Genomic DNA, 25717 nt, shown 5'->3' with positions numbered 1-25717 from the left:
GCCCTCTCCCTTTCCAGGACGGAAGGGGAGAGGGCGAGGGCGGGACGGTCAGGGCGTCGCCGCCGCGGCGCCGAGCGCGCGGCGCAGCGCGGCCCGCGCCAGCAGCCGGGTCGAGTCCAGGGTCGGCAACGGCGAATTGGCGTCGTCGACGATCAGCGGGATCTCGGTGCAGCCCAGCACCACCGCGTCGCAGCCTTGCGCCTGCAGCCCGGCGATGACCTCGAGGAAATAGGCGACCGTGTCGGCTTCGAAGCGGCCGTACACCAGCTCGTCCATGATCAGCCGGCCGATCCGCGCACGCTGTCCGGCATCCGGGCGGCGGTAGTCCAGCCCCAGCGCGCCGAGCTTTTCCGGGTAAACCTCGCTCTCGACCAGCCACTGGGTGCCGGTGAGGCCGAGCCGGCGGTAGCCGCGCGCCTTCGCTTCCTGCGCCACCACCTCGGCGATGTGCAGCCACGGCAGCGGCGAGCGCGGCAGCACGTAGGGCATGGCCTGATGGATGGTGTTGTCCGGGCAGATCAGCAACTGCGCGCCGACCCGGGCCAGGGCCTGGGCCGAGTGCAGCATCAGCTCGCCGACCCCGGCCAGATCGCCGCGGTCCAGGCACTCGACGTAATCGGCCAGCGACAGGCCGTGCAGGGACACGGTCGGATGCGCGTGCGCGCCGAGCAGCGGCGCGGCCTCGGCGCAGATCGTGCGGTAACACAGCGCGGCGCCTTCGGCGGAGCAGGCGACGATGCCGATGTGCAGGGGCGGGGCGTCGGTCATGCGCGGAGTCGGTCGGGGCGGGCCTGCGAGTATGCGTCGCCGGCGTCTGCGCGTGCAGGGCCGCGCGGCAACGAAAAACAAACCCGGCCCGGTCGCGGCTGCGGTTAGCATCCGCGCATGGATTCCCTGACCCAGATCGTGCTCGGCGCGGCCCTGAGCGCCGCCATCGCCCCGCCGCAACATCGCCGCGCCGCCCTGCTCGCCGGCGCCGCGCTGGCGACCCTGCCGGACCTCGACGTGATTCCGGTCAACCTGCTCACCGCCGACCCGGTCGAGCGCATGACCTGGCACCGCAGCCTCAGCCATTCGCTGCTGGTGCTGCCGTTCGTGGGCTGGCTGGTCTGGGCCCTGTTCCGGCGCTGCGGCGGGCGGGTCGCGCAGGCGCCGCAACGCTGGTTCTGGGCGATGCAGGCGGCCTTGCTGACCCATCCGGTGCTCGACGCCTTCACCGTCTACGGCACCCAGCTGTGGTGGCCGCTGCAGCCGCCGCCGGCGATGTGGTCGAGCGTGTTCATCATCGACCCGCTGTACACGCTGTGGCTGGCGATCGCCTGCGTGTGGGCCTGGTTCGCGCGCGAGCGGCGCAGCGCGCAACCCGCGCTGCTGCTGGGCTTGGCGTTGAGCACGCTGTACCTGGGCGGTTCGCTGTGGGCCAAGCAGCAGGTCGAACGCGCCGCCGAACCGGCGTTGGCCGGGCTCGGCCTGCAGGACGCGCCGCGTTTCTCGGTGCCGATGCCGTTCAACATCCTGCTGTGGCGGGTGGTGGCGATGACGCCGGACGGTTTCGTCGAGGGCGAGCGTTCGTTGGCCGCCGACCGCGGGCCGATGCGGTTCCGCTTTTACCCGTCCGATACGGCAGGGTTCGCCGCGGTCGCCGACTACCCGGCGGTGCGCCGGCTGCGTTGGTTCAACCATGGCTTCATGAAGGCCGAGCAGCGCGACGGGCAGATCGTGCTGACTGACCTGCGGATGGGCGCCGAACCCGACTACAGCTTCCGCTTCGTGGTCGCCCAGCGCGACGGCGGCGGCTGGCGCGAAGTGCCGCCGCAGCAACTGAAGTGGCCCTGGGACGCGGCGCGCAAGCTGCCGGCGATGTGGAGCCGGATCTGGCGCGAGCCCGAGCCGGTCGGCGCGCCGGCGGAGGCGCGGACGGCGCCGGCCGCCGCCGCGCGTTGACCTCGCGGCCCGCTTAGTAGACGGTCGCGCGCGCCTGCACGAACGAGTAGAAGAACACCGCGTTGGGGTCGTTCTGCACCTGGTGCATTTCCCGGCGCATGCCGTCGACCACGTCCTGGGTCACGCAGCCGGCGGCGAGCAGTTGGTCGGCCGCCGACAGCAGCAATTCTTCCCAGAACGCGATCATGGTCTTGCGCCGCGCCGGCTCGCGGTTGTCGAAGTAGAAGGTCTTGATCTCGGTGCCGACGTCGCGGAAGCCGCCCGCCAACAGCAGATTGCCCAGCTTGGCGCCGACGAAGGGATCGCCGCCGCTTTCGTACTGGAAGTCGTTGAACGCCATCCAGTAGCGCCAGACATTGGGCGAATAGGGGTCGAGCAGGAAGGACGAGTTCATCACCTCGGTGATGTACACCGGCGAGCCCGGCGACAGCACCCGGCGGACCTCGTTCAGCACCCGCGCCGGCGAGGGCACGTGCTCCAACACCCAGCACAGGAAGGCCGCGTCGAAACTGCGCGGCTCGAACGGCAGGTCGGTGGCGTCGGCGCGCTGCAGCGAGTAGCGGCCCTGCAGCCACGGCATCCGGCCCAGGTTGTCGCGAGCGGCGTCGAGCTGGGCCGCGTTGAGGTCGACGCAGCTGACGTGCAGGTCGGGGAAGCGGCGCAGCAGGATTTCGGTCTGCGCGCCGACGCCGCTGCCGACTTCAAGCAGCCGGCGGGCGTTGCCGTAGTCGATGTTGTGGAAGATCGTCGATTCGGCCAGCCGCGCCTGTTTCATCAGCCGCGCCTGCTCGGTCGGCGAGAATCCATGCAGGTAGGGGAAGTCGGCGGTTGCGGGGGATTCGCTCATGGGGCCTCAGGCGGCGGATGCCAGCGCCGGGCTGACCCCGGCGACCAGCGCGTCGAAGTAGTCGCGGGTCAGGCGCAGTTGCAGCTCGGCGCTGTCGGCGCGGTTGACCACGGCGCGGAAGGCGGCGTTTTCGGGGCGGTCCTTGGCGTACCAGCCCAGGTGCTTGCGGGCGATGCGCACGCCGGAGACTTCGCCGTAGAAGGCGTGCAGGTGTTGCAGATGGCCGAGCAGCCAGTCGCGCACCTCGGCCAGGGTCGGCGGCGGCAGTTCTTCGCCGTGTTCCAGGTAATGGGCGATCTCGCGGAAGATCCATGGCCGGCCCTGCGCGGCGCGGCCGACCATGACCGCGTCGCAGCCGGTATGGGCCAGCACCGCCGCGGCCTTGCGCGGCGAGTCGATGTCGCCGTTGGCGATCACCGGGATGGTCAGCGCGGCCTTGATCGCGGCGATGGTGTCGTACTCGGCCTGGCCGGTGTACTGCTGGTCGCGGGTGCGGCCGTGCACGGTCAGCGCGGCGATGCCGGCGTCCTGGGCGATGCGGGCGATGGCCGGCGCGTTGCGCTGGTCGTGATCCCAGCCGGTGCGGATCTTCAGGGTCACCGGCACCTCGACCGCGCCGACCACCGCCTCCAGGATCCGCGCGACCAGGCCCTCGTCGCGCATCAGCGCCGACCCGGCCCAGGCGTTGCAGACCTTCTTGGCCGGACAGCCCATGTTGATGTCGACGATCTGGGCGCCGTGGTCGACGTTGTAGCGCGCCGCCTCGGCCATCACCTGCGGCACGGTGCCGGCGATCTGCACGCTGATCGGGTCGGGCTCGCCGGCGTGGTCCATGCGGTGGCGAGACTTGGCCGTGGTCCAGAAGCGCGGGTCGCTGGTGGTCATCTCCGACACGCACAGGCCGGCGCCCAGGCGCTTGCACAGCACCCGGAAGGGTTTGTCGGTGACCCCGGCCATGGGGGCCAGGATCACCCGCGGGACGATGGAATGGCGGCCGATCTGCATCGGCGCATTGTATCGGCTCGGGCGGGAGCGGGCCGCGAAGGCGCGGCGTTCCGCGACCGGCGCCCGGCGCGGAGAGCCGACGGGTTCGCAGGCCGGACGCGGCGACGGCGCCGCGGGGCGGCGCCGTCGGCGGGCGGCGGGGCGATGGGCCCGGCCGCGATCAGGCGGTGGTGTCTTCGATCGTGGTGGTCGGGCCGTTCTGCTTGACCGAAGCGATGCCGTTGTCGCGGGCGTTTTCGCTGGAGTAGAGCTCGCTGGTGCCGATGACCTGGTGATTGGCCGCGGTCAGGACGAAGTAGGGCTTGTCGTTGCTCGAAGTCTTGCGCTTGTAGCGCTCGTCGTCGACGCTGTTGGTCTGCACCGAGGCGATGCCGTTGCGGCAGCCGCCCTTGTCGTCGTAGCCCTCGCTGCCGAGGATGGTTTCGCCGTTGCCGGCCTTGAGCACGAACTGGAATTCGCCGTTGCTGCGCTTGCTGATGACGTACTTGCCTGCCATGAGTCCTTCCCTCGCGATGTGGACGGCCGCTCCGGATTGAGCGGCCCGACTTCCTGCTATACGTCCGTAGAACGCAGTCGTGAATGCGATCCGGCCGGATGGCCCGGCGGCAAGCCCGGCGCCCGGCCGGGCGGACCGCCGCGAGGGTCGGCGGTCCGCAGGGCGCGCGAGGCTCAGAACTCGTAGCGCAGGGTCGCGCTGAGGTTGCGCTCCTCGCCGTAGTAGCAGTACAGCAGGCTGGCGCAGGAGGAGACGTAGCGCTTGTCGAGCAGGTTGTTGGCGTTCAGGCGCAGGCTCAGCCCGCGCATGGCCTGGCTGAGGCGGCCCAGCTCGTAGCGCAGCGACAGGTCGACCAGGGTGTAAGCCGGCACCTTGAGGGTGTTGGCGTTGTCGGCCCAACTGGTGCCGACATAGCGCACGCCGGCGCCCAGGCCGACGCCGCCGGCGAAGGCGTAGTCGCCCCACAGGCTGGCCATGTGCCGCGGCGCCTGGTACGGGGTGTTGCCGCGCGGCGCCATCTCGCCGCGGCGGTATTCCATGTCGGTGAAGGTGTAGCCGCCCATCAGGCTGAAGCGGTCGCTGAGCTGCGACTTGGCTTCCAGCTCGATGCCGCGCGAGCGCACCTGGCCGGCCGGCTCGTAGTAGTCGGTGGCCAGCACCCGCGAGGCGACGTTGTCCTGGACCAGGTCGTAGGCGGCCAGCGAGAGCAGGGTTTCGCTGCCCGGCGGCTGGTACTTCACCCCGATCTCGCTCTGCCGGCTCTCGGTCGGATCGAGCAACTGGCCGTTGCGGTCGGAATACAGATTGGGGTTGAACGACTCGCTGTAGCTGAGGTAGGGCGAGACGCCGTTGCCGAACAGGTACACCGCGCCGACTCGCGAGGTGAAGCGCGAGCCGCTCCAGGTCGAGCGGGTGCCGAAGTCGCGGTCGAGGTTGGCCATGTGCACGCGGTCTTCGCGGCCGCTGAACGAGAACCGCCACTGGTCGAGGGCGAGCTGGTCGTGCAGGTACAGCCCGGTCTGCTCGAAATCGTGGCGCCAGTGGCTGCGCCCGGACAGCACCTGGCTGCGGCCGTAGCGCGGCGCGAACGCGTCCAGCGGTTCGGCCAGGCCGGATTCCCAGTAGCCGATGTTGTCGCGGTTCTGATAGTCCACGCCGACGGTCAGGGTATGCTTGATCCGGCCGGTGTCGAAGCGGCCCTGGACCTGGTTGTCCACGGCATGCGCGCGCAGCGATTCGTCGCCGCCGGTGTAGTAGCGGTTGAGCTCGCGCTCGCCGGCCCAGCCATAGCCGTAGATCTGGCGCAGCTCGACGTCCGAATCCAGGTGCCGGTAGTGCTGGCGGAAGCTCCAGTCCGGATTGAAGCGGTGTTCGAACTGATAGCCGTACAGGCGCTGGGTGCGCGAGTAGTCGTCGTTGCCGGGTTCGCCGTCGAACAAGCGCGGCGAGATGCGCAGGCCGTTGTGGTGGGTGTTGAGGGTGGCGTCGGCCGGCAGGCCGCTGTGGAAGCCGGCGCTGGGGTCGTGCTGCAGATTGGCCTGCAGCAACAGGCTGGTGTCCTCGCCGAACTGCAGCAGCAGCGACGGCGCCAGGGCGTAGCGTTCGCGGCGGGTATGCGCGACCTGGGTGTCGGAGGCGCGGCCCAGGCCGGTCAGGCGGTAGGCGGCGCGCACGCCGTCGCCTTCGCGCAAGGGGCCGGCGAAGTCGAACGCGGCGCCGGCCTGGCTGCGGCTGCCGACGGTCATCTCGACCGAGCGCAGGTAATCGAATTGCGGCTTCTTGCTGGTCAACGCGGCGAAGCCGCCGGGCGAGGCGCGTCCGTACAGCACCGAGGACGGGCCGCGGAACACGTCGATGCGCTCGAGGAAATACGGGTCGATCTGCACCGAGTTGTAGGCCGAGGAATCGCCGAGCAGCTTGAGCCCGTCGAGGATGCTGTTGTCGGTGCTGTTGTCGATGAAGCCGCGCAGGGCGATGTAATCGTAGCGGTCGGCCGAGCCGACCAGGCCGACGAAGGCGCCGGGGGTGTAGCGCAGCGCTTCGGACACGCTGCGCGGCTTCTGGTCGTCGATCTGCTGGCGGCTCACTACCGAGACCGAGATCGGGGTTTCCAGCAGCGGCGTGTTGGCCTTGGTCACGCCGGTGCTCCAGCGCTGCAGATAGCGCGCCTGGCGCTGGGCCTGCACGGTGACTTCGTCGAGGGTCTCGATAGTGTCCTGAGCAGCGGTCTTGTCGCTGTCGGCGGCGGACTGGGCCAGGGCGGGCGCGGCGAAGGCGGCGCAGAGCAGGGCGAGCAGGTTGCGGCGCAGCGGCGCGGCGAGGGCGGAGCGGTACGGCGACTTCATCGAGCGTCCAGGAAAACGATAATGCTTATCATTTTCGCATTGGCGCAGCGCGTTGTCAGCGCTCCGGCTCCTGTAGGAGCGGCGTCCCACAGGGATTTCCTTCGGGTCATGAGCCGCGACAGCCGAAGCGGTGTAGTCCCACGCCGTGCCTCGAGGCGAAACGCTCCACCAATTCGGGCGTGCGGCATTGCAATTTCGGCCGTAACGCTCGCGTACACCGCTTCGGTTGTCGCGGCTGACGCCGCTCCTACAAAAGGCTCAGCGGCCGCGGCGGCGGCGCCAGAACAGGAAGCCGGTGACCAGCAGGAACGGCGGTACCAGGCCGACGACGGCGGTGACGGTCTGCCAGGCCAGGCCGCCGACGAAGCCGCCGTGCAACGGATAGATCGATTCGTAGATGCGCGAGCCGCGCCCCTGGCGGGTCGCATCGAGGGTGCCGAGCAGCGCGCCGCGATACGGGTCGATCCACACCTGCGAGCGTCCGACCGGATGCCATTCGCCCGGCATCCGGGCGCGGATCGAGACCAGGCCGCTGCCGGCTTTCGGCAAACCGATGCGGCGCAACTGCGCGCCGGCCATCGCTCCGCCCGGCGCCGCCGCGGCGTCGGCGGCGCGCAACACCGCGGCCCAGTCGACCGGGCCTTCGCCGGCCGCCAGCTTCGGCGGCTTGGCCGGCTTGGCCTCGGCGAAGGCGGCGCGCAGCGCGTTGCGGGCGATCTCGTCGTAGACCATGGCGGTGCCGGTCAGCGCGGCGAGCAGGGTCAGCGGCAACAGCCACAGGCCCAGGCCGCGGTGCCAGCTGAACCAGCGCCGGGTCGGCGGCCCGGCGTACCAGCGCAGGCTGGCGCGCCAGGCCGACCAGCGCGGCCACCACAGGTACAGGCCGCTGAGCAGCAGGAACAGCGCGATCACGCCGGCGACGCCCAGCACCTGCTCGCCGGTCTTGCCGGCCAGCAGATGGATGTGCAGGTCGCGCAGCCACAGCAGCAGGTCGTTGCTGGTGTTGCGGGTCAGCAGCAGTTCGCCGCTGGCCGGGTCGAAGTAGCGGCGTTCGTTGTCGGGGAAATACCCCTGCCACACCGGCAACTGCGTGCTGGGCAGGTCCAGCGAACTCATGCCCTGCGCCTGCCAATGGCCGACGATGCGCTCCAGCGCCTGCGCGCGTTGCGCCGGCGACGGCAAGGCGTGCTCGCCCAGTTGCGGATAGGCCCACAGCATCAGCTCGCGCTGGAACGCGAGCACGGTGCCGGACAGCGCGACCACCGCGAACACCGCGCCCGCACCGAGGCCCAGCCACAGGTGCAGCCACTTCAGCGCACCGCGCAGGCGCTGGCGGAAGGGGATGGGGGCCTGGCGTGGGCTCATGCTGGGCGCGACGGCGGGGGCGGCTTAGAAACGATACGACCAGTTGAGGTTGAACACCCGTCCGCGGCCGGCGACGTAGGTGTCGTTGCGCGGCGTGCTCTGCGAGTAGTAGGTCACGTACTGTTCGTCGAACAGGTTTTCCACGCCCAGGTTGAGCTGGCCGACCGGCAACCTGACCCGCGCCTGCAGGTCGACGGTGGTGACGCCGTCGGTACTGGCCACGCGCACGCCCTTGGCGTCGAAATCGCGGTCGAAGGCGCGGCTGCCCTGCACCCGGGTCGAGAGACGGTCGTTCCAGGTGTGGTCCCAGAACGCGGTCAGCCGGTCGGGGCTGATGTTGATGCCCGGCAGGTCGCTGTCGACCCGGTCGTCGCCGTCGCTGTCGTAGCGGCCCTTGGCGCGCGCGTAGCCCAGGCCGACCCGGCCGGCCTCGGAGAACTGGAACGCGACGTTGCCTTCGATGCCGCGGATCTCGGTGCGCTCGCGCACCACGTTGTAGCTCTGGGTGTTGCGGTCGAAGGCCAGGCGCGAACCGAGGTCGGAATCGGACCAGTACGCGGCCAGGTGCGCCAGCCAACGCCCGTTGTCGAAGTCGACGCCGACTTCGCGGTTGTCCGAGACCACCGGCGACAGGTCGACCAGGTTGTCGACGCGCTGGTTCGGCGCGGTGATGCCGCGCAGCACCCGACCGATGTCGGCCACCGTGTAGCCTTCGGAGTAGGAGGCGTAGAACTTCAGCGCGTCGCTGGCTTCGAACACCGCGCCGAAGTTGGGCAGGGTCTCGCGGGTCTTGGGCGAGCCGCCGCGGACGAAGCGGCTGCCGCCGGCGTTGGCCGGGATGGTGGTGAAGTCGTCGACCTGCAGCTTGCCGCGCTCGTGGCGCACGCCGGCGGTCAGCATCAGCTTGTCGGCCACCCACCATTCGGCCTGGACGAACGGCGACCAGGATTCGTATTGCGTTTCCGGCACCCACTTGAGCTTGGCCACGACCAGCTCCTGATAGGTCTTGTCGCGGTTCCAGTCCAGGCCCAAGGTGGTGCGCAGGCGCAGGCCGAACAGGTTGTCGCGCGACCAGCCGAACTTGGCGCCGAGCTTTTCCGACACGTTCTGCGACTGGTCCCACCAGTGCCGGTCGCGGCCGTCGCGCCAGAAGTCTTCCCAGTCGGTGGCGCCGTACAGGCCCTTGAAGTCGACCCAGAACAACTGGGCGTTGAAGTAGCCGCCGGCCAGCGACTTGTCGCTGTAATCCAGGGTCAGCGAGGTCGAGCGGTTCTGCGCGCCGCGGCCCTCGCGGCTGCCCGGCGCCGAGGTCGCCAGCTTGCCGGTGCGGATGTCGCCGTTGACGGTGATGTAGTCGTTGTTGCCGCGCAGCTGGTAGCGGTTGGCGGTCAGCTGCAGGCGTTTGTCGTCGTCGATGTCCCAGCCGGTCTTGGCGAACAGGTTGTAGCTGCGCGCGTCCATCAGGTCGCCCTGGATGTCGTTGACCGCGATCGCCTCGCCGTTGCCGTCGTAGTACAGGCCTTCGCTGGCGTAGCTGAGGCCGCCGACGAAGTCGACCGCGCCGCTGCGGACGCCGAACAGGTAGGAACCGCGGTAGCCGACGCTGTCGCTGCGGTTCGGCAGCGCGGTGCTGGCGCCGAGGCTGAGCTCCTGGAAGCGCTCGCCGTCCTGACGCGGCGCGCGCTTGGTGATGATGTTGATGATGCCGCCGGAAGCGCCCAGGCCCTGCAGCGCGTTGGCGCCGTGGATGACCTCGATGCGCTCGATCATCGCCGGGTCGATGGTGTGGCCGTCGCGGCCGCCTTCGCGCAGCGGGGTCGACTGCGGCACGCCGTCGACCAGGTACAGCGGCTTGCGTCCGCGCAGGGTCTCGCCGCCGTTGGTCAGCTTCTGCCGCGAGGGCGCGAACGAGGGGATCAGGTTGGCCAGCACCTGCGACACGTCCTGGGTCACCGCCAACTGCTGCTGCAGCTGTTCCTGGTCGATCACGGTGATGGTGTTGGCCAGCGCGGCCTCCGAGTTCGGCATCCGGCTGGTGCTGGCCGAGACGGTGACCCGGTCGAGGTCTTTGGCCTCGTCGGCGTGGGCGAGGGGCGCGGCGAGGGCGGCCAGCACGGCGCTGGCGAGAAGCGGAAGGCGGGGCATCGAAGGGGGCCTGGGAACTGCGACAGGGTTGGCATGTTAATGCGAACCATTCTCAAATCAAGGCTTGGCTGAGGCCGAGGCCGGGGACGTGCGTCCTCGAAGGGAAGAAACACCAATTTTTTCAGATGCTTAGCTGCATCGGCGCGCGGCCGGAGCGGGTTCGGAGGCGAAGCCTGCGTCGTGGGTGCGTCCCCGCGGTCGCGGCTCGCGCCGCTCCTACAGGGAGATCGCGTAGTGCCGGAGCCCCCTTGTAGGAGCGGCGCAAGCCGCGACCGCGACAACGCAGCTGCGGCGAAACCTACGGCGCGAGCCGCGACAATCCGACTGCGACAGAATCTGCGCTGCGGACCGTGGTTCGCCCGCCCCGCGGCCTCAGCCGAACCGCGCCCGGACCTCGGCGTCGCGCGGCATCGCCGCGGCCGCGCCGGGGCGCTCGGTGGACAGGCCGGCGTAGCGGCTGGCGTAGGCGATATGGCGTTCGAACGCCGCCGACGGGTCGCGCGCCAGAGCAGCGGCGAGGGCGCCGTTGAAGGCATCGCCGGCGCCGGTGGTGTCGACCGCCCGCACCTCAGCCGCAGGGCAGCGGTAGTGCGCACGGACGTCGCCGCGCAGGGCGCCGTCGGGATGGGAGACGAAGCAGCCGGCCTTGCCCAGGGTCACCACCACGCTGCCGTGCGCGAGCAGGGCGCGGCAATGGCCGTGCAAGACCGCGTCGTCGAGCCCGGCCAGGGCGTCGGGATCGAGTTCGATCCCGCAGCGGCGGCGCAGTTGGGCGCAGAACTCGGTTTCGTTCGGAGTGATCACGTCGGCCAGCGCCCACAAGGCGTCGCTGGCGACCGCGTCGGCCGGGGCCGGATTGAGCAGGGCGACGGCGCCGGCGCGGCGGCCGCGTTCGAACGCGGCGCAGGCCGAGTCGACCGGGGTCTCCAACTGGCTCAGCACCACCTGGGCCGCGTCCAGCGCATCGGCCTGGGCCTGGACCCAGGCCGGCGACAGCTCGGCATTGGCGCCGGCGCCGATGACGATGCTGTTGCGGCCGTCGGCGTCGACGTAGATGCCGGCGGTGCCGGTCGGCAGATCGCTGCGCAGGTCGTGCAGTTCCAGGCCGTCGCCGGCGGCGAGCGCGCGCGCCAGCTGGCCGCCGGCGTCCTCGCCGAGGGCGCAGACGAAGCGGGTCGGCGCGCCCGCGCGCACCGCCGCGATGGCCTGGTTGAAGCCCTTGCCGCCGGGGCCGGTGTGGTAGGTGCCGGCCAGGGTCTCGCCCGGGCGCGGCAGCGCCGGCAGCGACCAGACGTGGTCGACGTTGAACGAGCCGACCACGACGACCCGGCCGGAAACTGGCTGGCTCATGCGCTCAGACCGAGAAGTGGGTCAGCACGCCGGCGATGGTCGCGGTCATGAAGGTCGCGATCGAACCGCCGAGCACCGCGCGCAGGCCGAACCGGGCCAGGTCCTGGCGGCGCTCCGGGGCCAGCCCGCCGATGCCGCCGATCTGGATCGCGATCGAGCTGAAGTTGGCGAAGCCGCACAGGGCGTAGGTGGCGATCAGGCGGCCCTCGTCGCTGAGGGCGACGCCGGCGACCTTGCCGTTGACGATGTCGGCCAGGTGGGTATAGGCGACGAATTCGTTGAGCACGACCTTCTCGCCGATCAGGCCGCCGACCACGTTGGCGTCGGCCCACGGGGTGCCGATCACCCAGGCGATCGGCGCCAGCACGAAGCCGAGCAGGGTCGACAGGTCGGTCGGCTTGCCGATCGCCGCGGCCAGGCCGGTCTGCTCGCCGATCCAGGTCAGCGGCGCGTTGACCAGGGCGATCAGGGCGATGAAGGCCAACAGCATGGCGCCGATGTTGAGCGCCAGGCGCAGGCCGTCGCCGGCGCCGGCGGCGGCCGCGTCGATGACGTTGGCGGTGTGCTTCTCGACTTCCATCTTGACCGTGCCGCGGGTCAGCGGCTCGCCGGTTTCCGGCACCAGGATCTTGGCGATCACCAGGGTGGCCGGCGCGGCCATGATCGAGGCGGCGAGCAGGTGCTTGGCGTAGAAAGCCTGGGCGTCGGCGTCGCCGGCGCCGAGCATGCCGACGTAGGCGGCGAGCACGCCGCCGGCGATGTGGGCCATGCCGCCGATCATCATCGTGATCAGCTCCGACTCGGTCATCTTCGGGATGTACGGCCGCACGGTCAGCGGCGCCTCGGTCTGGCCGATGAACACGCTGGCGCAGACGCTGGTGGTCTCGGCGCCGGACACGCGCATGACCTTGGTGATCGCCCAGGCCATGCCGCGCACCACCGCCTGCATCACGCCCAGGTGGTACAGCACGCCCATCAGGGCGGAGAAGAAGATGATCGTCGGCAGCACCTGGAAGGCGAAGATGAAGCCGAATTTGCTGACGTCCATCAGGTCGCCGAAGATGAACTTCGAGCCGGCGCCGACGAACTCGAGCACGTGCACGAAGCCCTTGCCGATCGCGTCGAACACGTCCTTGCCGCCCGGCACCAGCAGCACCACGGCCGCGAAGGCGATCTGCAGGCTGATGCCGGTGACCACCAGCCTCCAGTCCACCGAACGACGGTTGACCGAAAACAGCCAGGCGATGCCGACCAGCACCGCCAAACCGAACAGGCCGAAGCCCACGCGTACGATCGAATCCACTCCACTCTCCCCGGCGCCGGAGCCCCGGCGGCTTGTCAGCGTTCTAATAGTCGGCGCAGCCTAGTGGCTGGCCGCGCCAGCGGCAAGCCGCGGCTGGCTCGGAAGCGCGAAAATCGGCCCCGAACCGGGCTCGATCCGGGCCGGATCGGCGCACGATGCGCCCATTCCGGCGACGCCGGGCGGGCCCGCAGGCGGCGCGCCGATGCCGCCCGCGGCGCGGACGGACGAGCCGACCGTGCCGTTTGCGGCGATTCGGTTCAGATATCCCGCGCCATGACCCGATTGCGCCCGGACTGCTTGGCCCGCTGCAGGCGCTGGTCGGCGCGGCGCAGCAGGCGCGAGAGGTCGCCGCCTTCCTGCGGAAAGGTCACCAGGCCGGCGCTGAAGCTCAGCCACAGCGGCTCGGCGCCGCGGCCGGGTTCGAACGGGCGTTCGGCGACGGTGCGGCGGATCGCGTCGACCTCCTCGAACGCCGTGCCCAGCGGCTTGCGCATCACCAGCAGGAACTCGCCGCCGGACAGCCGCACCAGCCATTCGCTGGGCTCGGCCTGCTCGCGCAGCACCGCGACCAGGTGGCGCAGGCTGCGGTCGCCCAGGCGATGGCCGTACTCGTCGTTGATCCGCTTGAAGTGGTCCAGGTCGATCAGCGCCAGAGTCAGGCTGCCGCCGTCGCGGCGCACGGTGTCGAACAGGCGCGGGATGCGATGGGTCAGCCAGGTCCGGTTCGGCAGCCGGGTCAGGCCGTCGGTGCCGGACATCTCGATCAGGCGCTGCATCCGGTACACCACCATCGAGGTGGCCACGGTCATCATCGCCAGCAGCACCAGGCGCTGGGTCTGGCTGCCGAGTGTGACCGCGCCGTAGTCGCTGGACAGCAGGTCTTCCGGCGAGGTCGCCGCGGCGAACACGCCCACGATCAGCAGGCCGTACTCGACCAGGGCCAGCAGGCCGGCGAACAGCGCCACCCGGCCGTCGCTGCGCAGCGCGGTCAGCAGGATCGCGAACAGATAGCCGCACCACACGATCAGGCTGTTGAGCCCGGCCGGCAGGTGCTGCGCCGCCAGCGCGATCAGCACCAGGGTGGTGGTGGTGACGTCGAAGGCGGCGGTGACGAAGGGCAGCCAGCGGTAGCGGCGCTGGCGCCGGGCCAGGGCCAGCCACAACTGCGAGAACACGTTGACGAAGATCGCCCCGCCCAGCCCGATCAGAGTTTCCTTGACGCTGCCGCCGCCGATCGCGTTGAACAGCGGCAGCAACAGCAGCATCGCCGCCAGCAGCGCGCGCAGCCGCGCCACCAGCAGCTCGCCGCCGGCGCCGATCTCGAGCATGATTTCGTCGGGCCGCACCAACAGCGCCAGCACCACGCCGCGCAGCCTCCCGCCGATGCCGTGCATCCCTACCCGACTCCCCTGTTTGCGGTCGCCGCGAGCATAGCGCGAGAGCCGCGCGAGCGGCTCCCGCCGGGGCAGGAATCGGCCGGGAATCAGCCGATTCCGCGCAGGGCGACCCAGATCGCGAGGGCGGCGAACACCGCCGCGGCCAGCAGGCGCGCGGTCTTCAGCGGCAGACGGTCGGCGAAGCGGCTGCCGAGCAGGGCCACCGGCACGTTGGCCAGCAGCATGCCGACGGTGGTGCCGGCGATCACGCCCCACAGCGGTTCGTAGCGGGTCGCCAGCAGCACGGTCGCGACCTGGGTCTTGTCGCCGATCTCGGCGAAGAAGAAGGCGATGGTGGTGGCGAGGAAGGCGCCGCGGGCGGAGAAGCGCGGTTCCTCGTCGTCGAGCTGGTCGGGCTTGAGGGTCCACAAGGCGACCGCGAGGAAGCTGGCGGCGACCACCCAGCGCAGCATTTCCGGGCGCAGCCACTGCGCGATCAGGGTGCCGAACCAGGCGGCCAGGGCGTGATTGAGCAGGGTCGCGACCAGGATGCCGGCGATGATCGGCCAGGGCTTGCGGAAGCGGGCGGCGAGCAGCAGGGCCAGCAACTGGGTCTTGTCGCCGATTTCGGCGAGCGCGACGGTGCCGGTCGAGACCGCGGTGGTGGCGACCGAGGCCGGCAGGAAGGACAGATCCATGGAAACTCCGGGGTCGGGCATTCGCGTGGACGCGAAGGCGGACGCCGCGCGGCCCGACCCGGGTTACGCGCAACGCCTGCCTTCGGTCTTGCCCGTGGTGGCTGGCGGCCGCGCCGGAATGCCGGATCGCGGACCTGCTGGCTGCCGCTCATGCGCCATGGCCGGTTGGCCAAGTGTGTTGACGCATGCCCCCGCGGACTCGCGTCGGCGGGTGGGCTACTCCCCGGAGGAGGAAAGTGCGGCGATTGTACGTCAGCTTCGGCGATACCCGGCGAATGAGAACGTTTCGCAACCGCCCGATTGGGACAGGCCGCAAGCCGCGAGCCGAAGCGAGGCAGGAGCGGGGCAGGAGCGGGGTAGGAGCGACGCAAGTCGCGACCGCGCCAACCCGGCTACCGCGCCGGCTGCCGGCACCGCGTCGCCCGCGCCGACCGCTCCCTGTAGGAGCGGCGTCAGCCGCGATCGAAGACGCGAGGATCTCCGGCCAGCGGCGTCGATGCCGAAGCGGCGTGGTCGCGACTTGCGTCGCTCCTGCCCCTTGGGCGGTGGCGGCGCGCGGTGGTGCATGGCGTCGGTCGGCGACGCAGGCGAGGGATGCTCTGCGCGTCCCCGGTCGCGGCTTACGCCGCTCCTGCAGGCGAGGGGTAGCTCTTGTAGGAGCGGCGTGAGCCGCGACCGAAGACGCGACGTCCTCCGGCCAGCGGCGTCGATGCCGAAGCGGCGCGATCGCGACTTGCGTCGCTCCTACCCCTTGGGCGGTGGCGGCGCGCGGTGGTGCACGGCGTCGATCGGCGACGCAGGCGAGGGATGCGCTGCGCGTCCCCGGTCGCGGCTTACGCCGCTCCTACAGGCGAAGGGGTAGCTCTTGTAGGAGCGGCGTAAGCCGCGACCGGAGACGCGAGGATTTCCGGCCAGCGGCGTCGACGCCGAAGCGGCGCGGTCGCGACTTGCGTCGCTCCTACCCCTTGGGCGGTGGCGGCGCGCGATGGTGCACGGCGTCGGTCGGCGACGCAGGCGAGGGATGCTCTGCGCGTCCCCGGTCGCGGCTTACGCTGCTCCTGCAGACGGCGCGGCGGCGTTGCGGGCGTCGGCCAGCGCGCCTGTCAGGGTTGCGAACAGGGCGGTCCGGCGTTGTCTTCGGAGAACAGGGTCGCGAAGCCGCCCGGCATGATCCGCGGCAAGCGCTGCAGCGGCGGTTTGACCGTGGGGAAGTAATCGCGCTGCCATTGCGCCGCCAGCGCCGCGGCTGCCGGTTCCAGCGCGGCGTAGCGGGCCTCCGGCGGATCGGCGTTCTTGCCCGCCAGGCGGCCGACCAGCAGCCGCATCGCCCGCGCCTTGGTCGGGTCGTTCGCCACCAGCCCGGCGATCGGCGACGAGTTGTCGCTGTAGGCGACCATCAGGTCGAATACCGAGGGCAGATAGCCGGCCTCGAACGAGAGTTGCAGCATGTTGCCGGCCTCGGCGCGCCAGCGGTCGAACTCCGGCGTGGCCATGCGCGAGTAGTCGGCCAGCACCGAATCGCCACGCGCATAGCGGTACATCGCCTCCGGTTCGCCGGCCAGCGCCGCCTGGCGCAGGTAGTGATTGCCCTGGTGCCAGGCGTCCTCGGGGGCGTTGCGGCACTCGGCCAACAACTGCCGCGCCCGGTTGACCGTGCGTTCGTGGTAGGCGCGCTGCTCGGCCGGCATCTGGGTGCGCGAATTGGCTTCGGCATTGGCCAGCACCTGCTCGGCCGGAGTCAGGTCGACGCAGCGCAGCAGGTCGACGCCGAGTTCGCAGGCGGCGCGGCTGTCGCCGCCGTCGGCGCGTTGCTTGAGATCGGCCAACTGCGGATTGCGATAGGCCGGGCCGCGGCTGGGCTGGATCTTGCGCTCGGCCTGCGTCGCGGCCGGCGCGCCGGCCGCGTCCTCGCCGGCGGGCGCCGGGTCCGCGGTCTGCGCCGGCTCGGCCGGGCCCGCCGGTGGCGGCGCTTTCGCGCGCCATAGCTGCCAACCCAACAACGCGACCGCGATCGCGATCAGCGCCGCCGGCAGGATTCGAATGCCCGATTTCGCCACAAGCCGTCCTTCGCCTTTACGTCCGTGGGCGTAGCATGCCCGCAATCGCCGATCCGCGGAGCGCCGCCATGCAATATCGTCGACTGGGTTCGTCCGGGCTGCAATTGTCGGCGCTGTCGTTCGGCGCCTGGGTCACCTTCGGCAGCCAGATCGGCGCCGATCTGGCCCGCGAGCTGATCGCCACCGCCTGGGACCACGGGATCAATTTCTTCGACAACGCCGAGGGCTACGCCAACGGCGAGGCCGAGCGGGTGATGGGGCAGGCGCTGGCGCAGTTGCGCCTGCCGCGCGACGGCTACTGCGTGTCGAGCAAGGTCATGTTCGGTTCGGTCGAGGACCCGCTTCCGACCCAGAAGGGCCTGTCGCGCAAGCACGTGGTCGAAGCCTGCCACGATGCGCTGCGCCGACTGCAGGTCGAGCACCTGGATCTGTACTACTGCCATCGCCCCGATCCGGACGTGCCGATCGAGGAAACGGTGTGGGCGATGGACGGCCTGATCCGGCAGGGCAAGGTGCTGTACTGGGGCACCTCGGAGTGGCCGGCGGCGTCGATCCGCGAAGCGCACAAGATCGCCCGCACCCAGCACCTGCATCCGCCGACCATGGAGCAGCCGCAGTACAACCTGCTGCACCGCGAGCGGGTCGAACTGGAATACGCGCCGCTGTACGCCGAGCTGGGCCTGGGCACCACCACCTGGTCGCCGTTGGCTTCGGGCCTGCTCAGCGGCAAATACCGCGACGGCTTCTCCGGTCAGGGCCGGCTCGGCCTGGCCGATACCGCCTGGCTGCAGCGGCTGGTGGTCGGCGGCTCGGAGCAGCGCCGGCTGGCCCGGGTCGAGGCCTTCGCGGCGATCGCGCGCGAACTCGGCGAGCCGCCGGCGCCGCTGGCGATCGCCTGGTGCCTGCGCAACCCGCATGTGTCCAGCGTGATCCTCGGCGCCAGCCGCAGCGATCAGCTGCGGCAGAACCTGCAGGCGCTGGAACTGGCCGGGCGGATCGGCGAGGCGGACTGGCTGCGGATCGAGAACGCGGTGGCCTGAGCCGGGGCATGAACAGGGCAGGGCTGCCGGGCGGCGCGAGCCCGGCTTTGCCGCGTTTGACCTCAGTCGCAGTTCCGGCCGCCGGGGTGTTGACGGTTAAATGAGAATCATTATCATTTTTACCGAGCCCACCCCCGAACGAGTCACCGCCATGTCCATGCGCAACCCGGTGCTGCAGCTGAAGCCCCGTACTGATCGTTCCGTGTCCATCGTCGCGCCGGCCCCGCCGGTCGCCGCCGTCGCCCCCGCCTCCGTGACCTCGGCCGTCGTCGCCGCGGCCCAGGGCGTGCTGTTGGAAAGCACCTCGTTGCTGCGCGGCGCGCGCGAAGTGCTGATCCGCCACGGCGGCGAGGTCTACCGCCTGCGCCATACCCGCAACGACAAGTTGATTTTGACCAAGTAAGCCCACGTTCGGCGCGCCCCGGCCAAGCACGAGAAGGCAACATCCCGCTTTCTCGCTCAAGCCGGTCCGCTCCAAACAAACCCGCGTTCGATGCGCCCCGATCAGGCACGAGAGGCATTCGCTCTCCGCCCAGGCCGGCACGCTCCAACGCACCCGACGGCGCTCCCTCCCCACGTCGGTCGCTTGCGCCGTGCACGGCGCAGCGCGACCGAGGCGCCGGCACGCAACGCCATCGCCCGCACCACCCGCACCGCGCCCGGCATGGGCGCGGTGCGATGCGTCGGCCCCGCCGACCCGCCAGCACCTTCTCTCTCCAAAGGCTGCCAGCCCCGATCTATGCGGACGCCAGCTCGCCTCGGCCCCACTTCCCTATCCGAGTCGAAGCATGTCCCGCGTCCACGCCCGTGTTGCCTCCTTGTCTTCCGTCGCCCGCTCCCATCCCGCCCGCTGCGCGCTCGCCCTGGCCTTGAGCCTGGCCTTGCCTGCGCTGGCCCACGCCGCCGACGCGGCCGACGCCTCCGGCGACGTCAACGAACTGCAGCGCGTGGTGGTCAGCGCGACCCGCACCGAACGCGCGGTGCAGGACGTGCCGGCGACGGTCAGCGCGATCGACCGCGAGCGCATGGACCGTGAGCTGGTGCGCGACCTCAAGGACCTGTTCCGCTACGAGCCCGGGATCGAGGTCGGCTCCAACCGCGAACGCTTCGGCCTCGGCGACATCCGCATCCGCGGTCTCGGCGGCAACCGGGTGCGGGTGCTGGTCGACGGCATCTCGATCTCCGACGGCTTCTCGATCGGCAGCTTCTCCAGCGCCGGGCGCAACTTCGTCGACCTGGACACGGTCAAGGAAGTCGAGATCGTGCGTGGCCCGAGCAGCGCGCTGCACGGTTCCGACGCGCTCGGCGGCGTGGTCGCGTTTGTCAGCAAGGACCCGCAGGACTATCTGAAGGACGGCGCCGGCAGCTATTTCGGCCTCAAGCTCGGCTACGAGGGCAAGAACGAGAGCCTGTTCGGCGGCGCCACCGCCGCGTTCGGCGGCGAGCGCTGGTCCGGCCTGGTGGTGCTCAACCACCACCAGGGCGAGGAGACCCACAACCAGGGCGAACGCGCCTCGCTGGATGCGCGCCGCACCCGGCCCAACCCGCAGAGCAACGACGGCCGCAGCCTGCTGACCAAGCTGGTGTACGCGCCGAGCGAGAACCAGCGCTTCCGTCTGACCGTGGAAGGCAGCGAGGACCAGACCGACACCGACGTCTACAGCGCGCGCGGCACCGCCTTGTCGATGCCCGGCGCGCCGGCGGTGCGGGTGCTGTCGCAGACCGGCAACGACCGCCAGACCCGGGCCCGGGTCGCGTTCGCGCACGAAATCGACGCGCTCGACAGCGCCCTGGCCGATTCGTTGCGCTGGCAGGTCTATCGCCAGGACAGCGAAACCAACCAGCGCACCCGCGAGCACCGGGTCAGCGTGATCGGCGGCCGCGAAACCAGCCCGACCCTGCGCCTGCGCGAGTTCGACTTCGACCAGCGCGTCTACGGCGCCGAGGCCACCGCGCACAAGGACTTCGCCACCGGCGCGGTCGAACACACCCTGACCTACGGCTTCGAGTACGAGGCCACCGAGTTCCGCCAGAAGCGCGACGGCCGCGCGGTCAACCTGACCACCGGCGCGGTCAGCAACGCGATCCTGCCCGACGTGTTCCCGGTGCGCGATTTCCCGGTCAGCAAGACCCGCAATGCCGGCGTGTTCGTCCAGGACGAGATCCGCTTCGCCGACGGCGCCTTCCGCCTGGTGCCGGCGGTGCGGGTGGACCGCTATGAGTTGCGGCCGCAGAAGGACGCGATCTGGAACGGCGACAACCCCGGCGTGCAGGTCAGCGATCTCAGCAAGACCAGCGTCTCGCCCAAGCTCGGCGCGGTCTGGCACTTCGCCCCGGACTGGTCGCTGTACGGCGGCTACCAGCGCGGCTTCCGTGCGCCGCCCTACAGCGACGTCAACCTGGGCTTCACCAATCTGCAGTTCGGCTACACCGCGATTCCGAACCCGAACCTGAAGCCGGAGACCAGCGACGGCTACGAACTCGGCCTGCGCTTCAGCAACTCGGTCGGCTACGCCCAGCTGTCGGCGTACTACAACGATTACCAGGACTTCATCGAATCCAACCGCCAGGTCAGCGCGCCGCCGCAGACGCCGTTGATCGTGTTCCAGTCGCAGAACGTGGCCAAGGCGCGGATCCGCGGCGTCGAGCTGCGCGGCGGCATCGACTTCGGCGCCTGGAACGACGCGCTGGCGGGCTGGTCGCTGCGCGGCGCGGCCGCCTACAGCAAGGGCGAGGACAAGACCGCGAACCGGCCGTTGGAATCGATCGCGCCGCTCACCGCCAGCCTGGGCGTGGCTTACGACCGCGAGGCCTGGGGCGTCGAACTGGCGGGTCGTTTCGCCCGCCACAAGACCGAGCTGCCGGCGCCGGGCCGTTTCGCCGCACCGGGCTACGGCGCACTCGATCTGCTCGCGCACTGGGACTTCGCCCCCGGCGCGCGCTTCAACGTCGGCGTGTTCAACCTGACCGACAAGACCTACTGGGACGCCGGCGACCTGCCGGGCCTGAGCGCGAGCAGCGCCATCCTGGACCGCTATACCGCGCCGGGCCGCAACGTCGGCGCCAGCGTCTCGGTGAGCTGGTAAGCCATGCGCGCGCCGTCGCCCGCCGTTGCCGCCGATGCAGAGGGCGCCGCCATGCCGGCGCCGGAGCATCTGGCCGCGGTGGCGACGGTGCTGTGCGTGTATCCGCCGCGCCATCGCGATGCGCTGGACGGCTGGTTGCATGCGCAGCGCGCCGAGCGCCTGCTGCGCCGCGACGGCGAGGACCGCTGCGAGGCGGTGCTGTTCCGCGACCGCGCCGGGCGCGCCTGCTGGTGCCTGTACCTGTTGCCGGACAGCGATTTCCTGGCCTGGGACGACGCCATCGCGGCGCTGCCGGCCTGCCGCGGCGGCGAGGCCCGCAGCAGCGCCTGGGCGCGCCTGCGCCGGCGCTGGCTGCGCCGGCTGCGCGGGCCCTGGCAGGCGCAGATCCTGCGCCTGCAGGTGCTGGCCGACGAGGCCGGCCACTGCATCCTGCTGGCCGATCGCGCCGAGCCGTCGGCGCTGGGCCTGGCGCACGCGCGGCGCATCGCCGCGGCCGAGGGCGCGCGCCTGCACGCGCAGGCCGACGCCTGTTGCTGCCTGGCCTCGCGCCGGTCGGACCGCGCCGAGGCCGCGGCACCGGCCTGAGCCGCGCCGCATTCCCTGTTCTTCTTTTGTTTCTTTCTACTCCGACGACTTACGAGCTTCCGCCATGACCCGACTAACTCACCGCGCCAGCCTGCTGGCGATCTGTCTGCTGACTCCGCTCGCCGCATCGGCGGCGTCCGCGCCCGAGCGCGATCGCGCCTCGATCCTGGCGATGCAGGGCGAATACATCGTCGATTTCGCCTTCGACGAAACCGTGCTGCTCAAGCCGGGCTACGAGCGCGCGCCGGCGATGCGCAGCGGCGGCAACGAGACCGTGATCGTGGTCGAGGACCGGCCCGGCAAGATCGTCCTGCAGCACATCCTGGTCGACGCCAAGAGCGGCCATGTGACCAAGCACTGGCGCCAGGACTGGAGCTTCGAGGCCCCGCAGCGCTTCGAATTCAGCGCCGACCAGACCTGGCAGGTGCGGCCGATCGCGGCCGAGCTCAACCGCGGCGCCTGGACCCAATGCGTGTACGAAGTCAGCGACGCGCCGCGCTACTGCGGCACCGGCCGCTGGGACTACGCCAACGGCGTGGCGACCTGGACCAGCGACGCGAGCTGGCGGCCGCTGCCGCGACGCGAGTACACCAAGCGCAGCGACTACAACGCCATCGTCGCGGTCAACCGCCACACCCTGACCCCGGGCGGCTGGACCCACGAGCAGTTCAACACCAAGGTCCTGCGCAAGCCCGACGGCAGCCAGGAGGAGCTGGCGCGCGAGTTCGGCTTCAACGACTACCAGAAGACCCGCGAAGTCGATTTCAAGCCGGCCTACACGTACTGGACTGCGACCAAGGACTATTGGGCGCAGGTGCGCGAGCGCTGGGAGCGCTATCTCGGCCAGGCCCCGGGCGTGCGCCTGAAGACCAAGGTCGACGGCATGGCCATGATCATTCCCTTGTTCGAGCAGGCCGGCCAGCGCGAAGCGGGCAAGCCGGTCGGCGCCGGCCAGATCGACGCGGTGTTCGCCAAGTGGGTCGAGCGCGCGCCGGCCGAGTAAGCGCGGATGCGCGCCGCGCGCCGGGCCGACCGGCGCAATGCAGAAGGCCGGAGCGCGAGCTCCGGCCTTCGTCGTTTCTGCGTTCCGGTCCGCACCCGGCTCAATACACCGCGTGGATCCGGGCGCTGTCGGCCCAGCTCGGCGGCGCCGGTGGAGCGGGCGGCGCCGGCGGCGCGAAGGCCATGGCCGGCGATCGGGCCGATGCGCTGCGCTTGGGCGGCGCGGGCGGCGCCGGCGGCGTCGGCGGAGCCGGCAGGTCGGACGCGGACGGCGGCGCCGGCGGAGGCGGCAGGTCGGGTGCGGACGGCGGCGCGGGCGGTGCCGGCGGCGCCGGCGGGCGCGGCGGCGTCCAATTGATCGCCTTCGGCACTTTCAGCTGGGTCTGGGCGTTGCGCCGGTCGCGCAGGTAATCGACCGCGACCTGGCTGCCCTCGGACTTGCCGCGCAGCGCCTCCATCGCCTGGCGCGGGGTGTCGACGCGACGGCCGTCGATGCTCTGGATCACGTCGCCGGCTTCCAGCCCGGCCAGTTCCGGCCCGGTGCTGAGCACCAGCACGCCGCGCTGGGCGCCGAAGTAGCGTCCGAGCTTGGCGTCGACCGAGGCCAGGTTGAGGCCGTTCCAGCGCAGCGCTTCGCTGATCGCCGGCCACTTGCAATCGCCGCCCTTGCAGCGGTCGTTGCGGCTGAGCCGGATCACCTCGCTGCGCACCTGCGGCGCCACCGCCGCGGCCACGGCCGGGGCGACCGCGGCATCGAAATCGAAGTCGAAACCGGCGTCGTGGAACTCGAAGGTCTCGCCGTCGCCGATGCGGTGGATGCGCACTTCGCGGCGCGGGCCGGGTCCGGCGCCGTCGGCGCGATCGAGCACCACTACCCGGTTGCCGAGCTGCGGGACGACCGCGACCGTGGCGTCGCGGCCGTCGCGGCGGTAGCGCAGTTGCGCGGCGCGCTCGGTTTGCAGCTTGCCGAGCAGGGTGCGGGCCTTGGCCAGGCGCGCGTCCTGGTCGGCGCCGTCGATCGCGCTGCCGTCGATCGACAGCAGGCGGTCGCCGCTGCGCAGCCCGGCCTTGGCCGCGCCGCCGTCGGGAGTGACCGCGAGCACGCGCACGCCGGCGGCGTCGTCGGCGTCGATGATCACGCCCAGCAAGGGCCGCTTGACCCGCTGCGCCAGCGGCGCCGGATGGCCGTCCGGATGGGCGACGACGATGGTCTTGCGCTGCACCTGCGGCGCGGCGCCGGCCGGTTCGGCCGCGGAACTGGCCGCGGCGACGCTGGCGAGCGCGCCGGCGACGGCTGCGGCGAGCAACAAGGGAATCAGGATCGGGCGTTGCATGGCGGTCTCCGCGGTGATGCTGGGTGGGTCGGGTAAGACGGGAGGAGGGCGGCAGCGGGGCAGGGCGACGGGCGAATGCTGGACGGCTCAGTCGACCCGCACCAGCGCGTCTTCGTAGCGCTCGCCGCGGGCCGCGTACCAGCGCTGCGAGCCTTCGACGCCGGCGAGCGCGCGCAAGGCGTCGACGCGTTGTTGCCACAGTGCGACGCGCTCGGTTTCGCCGATGCCGCTGGCGGACAGGGCGGCGTCGATCGCGGCGATGCCGTGGTCGAGTTCGGCGCTCATCAGGGTCGCCGCGCCGCTGCCGACGCGGTCGTCGCGGGCCAGGGCGACCAGGGATTCGAGCTGAGCCGATTCGCCTTGCAGGCGCGCCAATGCGGCGGCGCCGAAGCTGCCGCCAGCGGCTGCGATGCGGTCGACGGCGGCGCCGTCCTCGGCGCTGGTGCCGGCGACGGCGGTGTCGACGGCCGAATCGGTAGACAAAGCGGCACCCGGTGCGGGCGCCGCGGCGCGCTCGCGGTCGCCTGCGCCCGTCGCGCCACGCGGCGTTCGCTGGGCCAAGGCGGCCGGCGCCGATGCCGCGGGCGTGCGCCGCTGGCCCGGTGCGGCGGCCGGCACGGTGGCGGCCGCCGCGCTGCGGGTGTCGGCCGCGACGGCCGGCGCAATAGTCGGCGCAATAGACGGTGTGATCGCCGGCGTGGGTCCGGCCGCAGGCGTCTGCGTCGCCGGCAGCGCGGCGGCATCGACCGCGGCGACCGGCGCGGCCGGCAGCGGCGACGGCACATCGGCCTCGCGCTGGACCAGCCACAACGCAGCCAGCGGCAGCGCCGCGGCGACAGCAGCGGCCCAGGCCCAACGCTGGACGGCGCCGCGTCGGCGCTGCACCGGCACCGCGGCCAGCGGTTCGACCGCGGCGTGGGCCTGCAACTGCGCGGACAGGCGCGCCCAGCCGTCGGCGGGCGGGGTTTCCGGACCGAGCCGGGCGAACGCGTCGGACCAGTCCTGCGGCGGCGAGAGGGAATGGTCAGGCATGGGCCTGCTCCAGGGAGTTGCGTTGCATGTCCGGTTCCAGCAATTGGCGCAGGCGGCGGCCGCCGCGCGCCAGTTGCGATTTGGAGAAGCTCGGCGTGCGCTGCATCAGCGACGCGATCTCCTCGTGGGTGTAGCCCTCGGCGTGGTACAGCCACAGCACGCTGCGGGTCGCGGCGGGCAGCTGGGCCAGGGCGCGGCCGAGCGCGGCGGCGTCGGCCGCGGCCGGCGGCGGCGGAGTGCGGTCGTCGGCCAGGTGTTCGTCCTCGGCCTCGACCGCGTGCTCGTGGCGGCGCTGGCTGCGCAGCCGCATCAGCGCCTCGTTGACCGCGATCTGGCGCAGCCAGCCCCAGAACGGCGTGCCGCTGCCGTCGCGGTGGCCGCGGAAGTCGCCGATCCGCGTGAGCACTTTGAGCATCGTCTCCTGCAGCACTTCGGTGGCCTCGTCGCGGTCGCCGGCGATCCGCATCGCCAGGGTGAACACCGGCCGCTCGAACCAGCGGTAGATCTGCTCGAAAGCCGGGCCTTCGCCGGCGCGGGCGCGGGCCAGCAACGTCTCCGGGACGTCGATGGCGAAGCTCGACAGCGGGCGCGTCGGCTCCGGCGGGGACAGCGGCATGGGCTGGGATTCGGGCGGCATTCCAGGACAAGGATGCAGCAGGGGCGTGAAGGGTCGCAGCCGGTCGGCAGGCCTATACTGAGGCCACCGG

Annotated in this window: 21 protein-coding genes; 6 read left to right on the top strand and 15 right to left on the bottom strand. The window is 71.2% G+C overall.

The window, feature by feature from the left end; genetic code table 11:
• Nucleotides 1-48 precede the first annotated feature (48 nt).
• Complete coding sequence (locus K4L06_RS01160; RefSeq protein ID WP_221669648.1) at nucleotides 49-768, bottom strand: amino acid racemase; 720 nt, start codon at nucleotides 766-768, stop codon at nucleotides 49-51.
• A 117-nt stretch (nucleotides 769-885) separates the two neighbouring features.
• Between K4L06_RS01160 and K4L06_RS01155 the strand changes: the two genes are divergently transcribed.
• Nucleotides 886-1944, top strand: a complete 1059-nt coding sequence (locus tag K4L06_RS01155; RefSeq protein WP_221669647.1) for a metal-dependent hydrolase — start codon at nucleotides 886-888, stop codon at nucleotides 1942-1944.
• 13 nt (nucleotides 1945-1957) lie between these two features.
• Here K4L06_RS01155 and K4L06_RS01150 read toward each other — a convergent pair whose 3' ends face one another.
• From K4L06_RS01150 to K4L06_RS01100, 11 genes are all read right to left on the bottom strand, one after another.
• A complete protein-coding gene (locus K4L06_RS01150; protein WP_221669646.1) occupies nucleotides 1958-2791 on the bottom strand; it encodes a class I SAM-dependent methyltransferase in 834 nt (277 codons plus the stop codon).
• Nucleotides 2792-2797: 6 nt separating this feature from the next.
• On the bottom strand, nucleotides 2798-3796 hold the full coding sequence (gene dusB, locus K4L06_RS01145) for a tRNA dihydrouridine synthase DusB (protein WP_221669645.1): 999 nt from the start codon (nucleotides 3794-3796) through the stop codon (nucleotides 2798-2800).
• A gap of 160 nt (nucleotides 3797-3956) precedes the next feature.
• A complete protein-coding gene (locus K4L06_RS01140) occupies nucleotides 3957-4292 on the bottom strand; it encodes a YegP family protein (RefSeq protein WP_221669644.1) in 336 nt (111 codons plus the stop codon).
• 173 nt (nucleotides 4293-4465) lie between these two features.
• A complete protein-coding gene (locus K4L06_RS01135; RefSeq protein WP_221669643.1) occupies nucleotides 4466-6637 on the bottom strand; it encodes a TonB-dependent siderophore receptor in 2172 nt (723 codons plus the stop codon).
• A 258-nt stretch (nucleotides 6638-6895) separates the two neighbouring features.
• Complete coding sequence (locus K4L06_RS01130; protein ID WP_221669642.1) at nucleotides 6896-8002, bottom strand: PepSY-associated TM helix domain-containing protein; 1107 nt, start codon at nucleotides 8000-8002, stop codon at nucleotides 6896-6898.
• 24 nt (nucleotides 8003-8026) lie between these two features.
• Complete coding sequence (locus tag K4L06_RS01125) at nucleotides 8027-10147, bottom strand: TonB-dependent receptor (RefSeq protein ID WP_221669641.1); 2121 nt, start codon at nucleotides 10145-10147, stop codon at nucleotides 8027-8029.
• 372 nt (nucleotides 10148-10519) lie between these two features.
• Nucleotides 10520-11497: a ribokinase gene (locus K4L06_RS01120; RefSeq protein ID WP_221669640.1), complete on the bottom strand. Its 978-nt coding sequence runs from the start codon at nucleotides 11495-11497 to the stop codon at nucleotides 10520-10522.
• Nucleotides 11498-11501: 4 nt separating this feature from the next.
• On the bottom strand, nucleotides 11502-12800 hold the full coding sequence (locus K4L06_RS01115; protein ID WP_221669639.1) for a nucleoside transporter C-terminal domain-containing protein: 1299 nt from the start codon (nucleotides 12798-12800) through the stop codon (nucleotides 11502-11504).
• Between the two features lie 257 nt (nucleotides 12801-13057).
• Entirely contained in the window at nucleotides 13058-14194 is a 1137-nt protein-coding gene (locus K4L06_RS01110) for a GGDEF domain-containing protein (RefSeq protein WP_221669638.1), read from the bottom strand.
• 89 nt (nucleotides 14195-14283) lie between these two features.
• Entirely contained in the window at nucleotides 14284-14874 is a 591-nt protein-coding gene (locus K4L06_RS01105; protein ID WP_221669637.1) for a TMEM165/GDT1 family protein, read from the bottom strand.
• Nucleotides 14875-15977: 1103 nt separating this feature from the next.
• Entirely contained in the window at nucleotides 15978-16931 is a 954-nt protein-coding gene (locus K4L06_RS01100; protein ID WP_221669636.1) for a hypothetical protein, read from the bottom strand.
• A gap of 68 nt (nucleotides 16932-16999) precedes the next feature.
• On the opposite strand from K4L06_RS01100, the gene K4L06_RS01095 reads away from it, so the two are divergent.
• From K4L06_RS01095 to K4L06_RS01075, 5 genes are all read left to right on the top strand, one after another.
• Entirely contained in the window at nucleotides 17000-17971 is a 972-nt protein-coding gene (locus K4L06_RS01095; protein ID WP_221669635.1) for an aldo/keto reductase, read from the top strand.
• A gap of 157 nt (nucleotides 17972-18128) precedes the next feature.
• Entirely contained in the window at nucleotides 18129-18374 is a 246-nt protein-coding gene (locus tag K4L06_RS01090) for a hemin uptake protein HemP (protein WP_221673479.1), read from the top strand.
• A gap of 472 nt (nucleotides 18375-18846) precedes the next feature.
• Nucleotides 18847-21057, top strand: a complete 2211-nt coding sequence (locus tag K4L06_RS01085; protein WP_221673478.1) for a TonB-dependent hemoglobin/transferrin/lactoferrin family receptor — start codon at nucleotides 18847-18849, stop codon at nucleotides 21055-21057.
• Between the two features lie 51 nt (nucleotides 21058-21108).
• Nucleotides 21109-21642: a Hemin transport protein gene (locus K4L06_RS01080; RefSeq protein ID WP_221669634.1), complete on the top strand. Its 534-nt coding sequence runs from the start codon at nucleotides 21109-21111 to the stop codon at nucleotides 21640-21642.
• Between the two features lie 64 nt (nucleotides 21643-21706).
• Nucleotides 21707-22645, top strand: a complete 939-nt coding sequence (locus tag K4L06_RS01075) for a DUF6607 family protein (RefSeq protein WP_221669633.1) — start codon at nucleotides 21707-21709, stop codon at nucleotides 22643-22645.
• Between the two features lie 100 nt (nucleotides 22646-22745).
• Here the strand turns inward: K4L06_RS01075 and K4L06_RS01070 are convergent, their stop codons facing one another.
• The 3 genes from K4L06_RS01070 to K4L06_RS01060 form a co-directional block, all read right to left on the bottom strand.
• Complete coding sequence (locus K4L06_RS01070) at nucleotides 22746-23978, bottom strand: PDZ domain-containing protein (protein WP_221669632.1); 1233 nt, start codon at nucleotides 23976-23978, stop codon at nucleotides 22746-22748.
• 87 nt (nucleotides 23979-24065) lie between these two features.
• Nucleotides 24066-25010 carry a hypothetical protein gene (locus K4L06_RS01065; RefSeq protein WP_221669631.1) on the bottom strand — a complete coding sequence of 315 codons (945 nt, stop codon included), beginning with the start codon at nucleotides 25008-25010 and terminating at the stop codon, nucleotides 24066-24068.
• A complete protein-coding gene (locus K4L06_RS01060; protein WP_255594899.1) occupies nucleotides 25003-25626 on the bottom strand; it encodes a sigma-70 family RNA polymerase sigma factor in 624 nt (207 codons plus the stop codon). The genes K4L06_RS01065 and K4L06_RS01060 overlap by 8 nt, the downstream gene beginning before the upstream one ends.
• Nucleotides 25627-25717 lie beyond the last annotated feature (91 nt).

Origin of the sequence: Lysobacter sp. BMK333-48F3, assembly GCF_019733395.1 — a bacterium.
Classification (GTDB): domain Bacteria; phylum Pseudomonadota; class Gammaproteobacteria; order Xanthomonadales; family Xanthomonadaceae; genus Lysobacter.
This window is presented reverse-complemented; position numbering and strand designations above follow the sequence as displayed.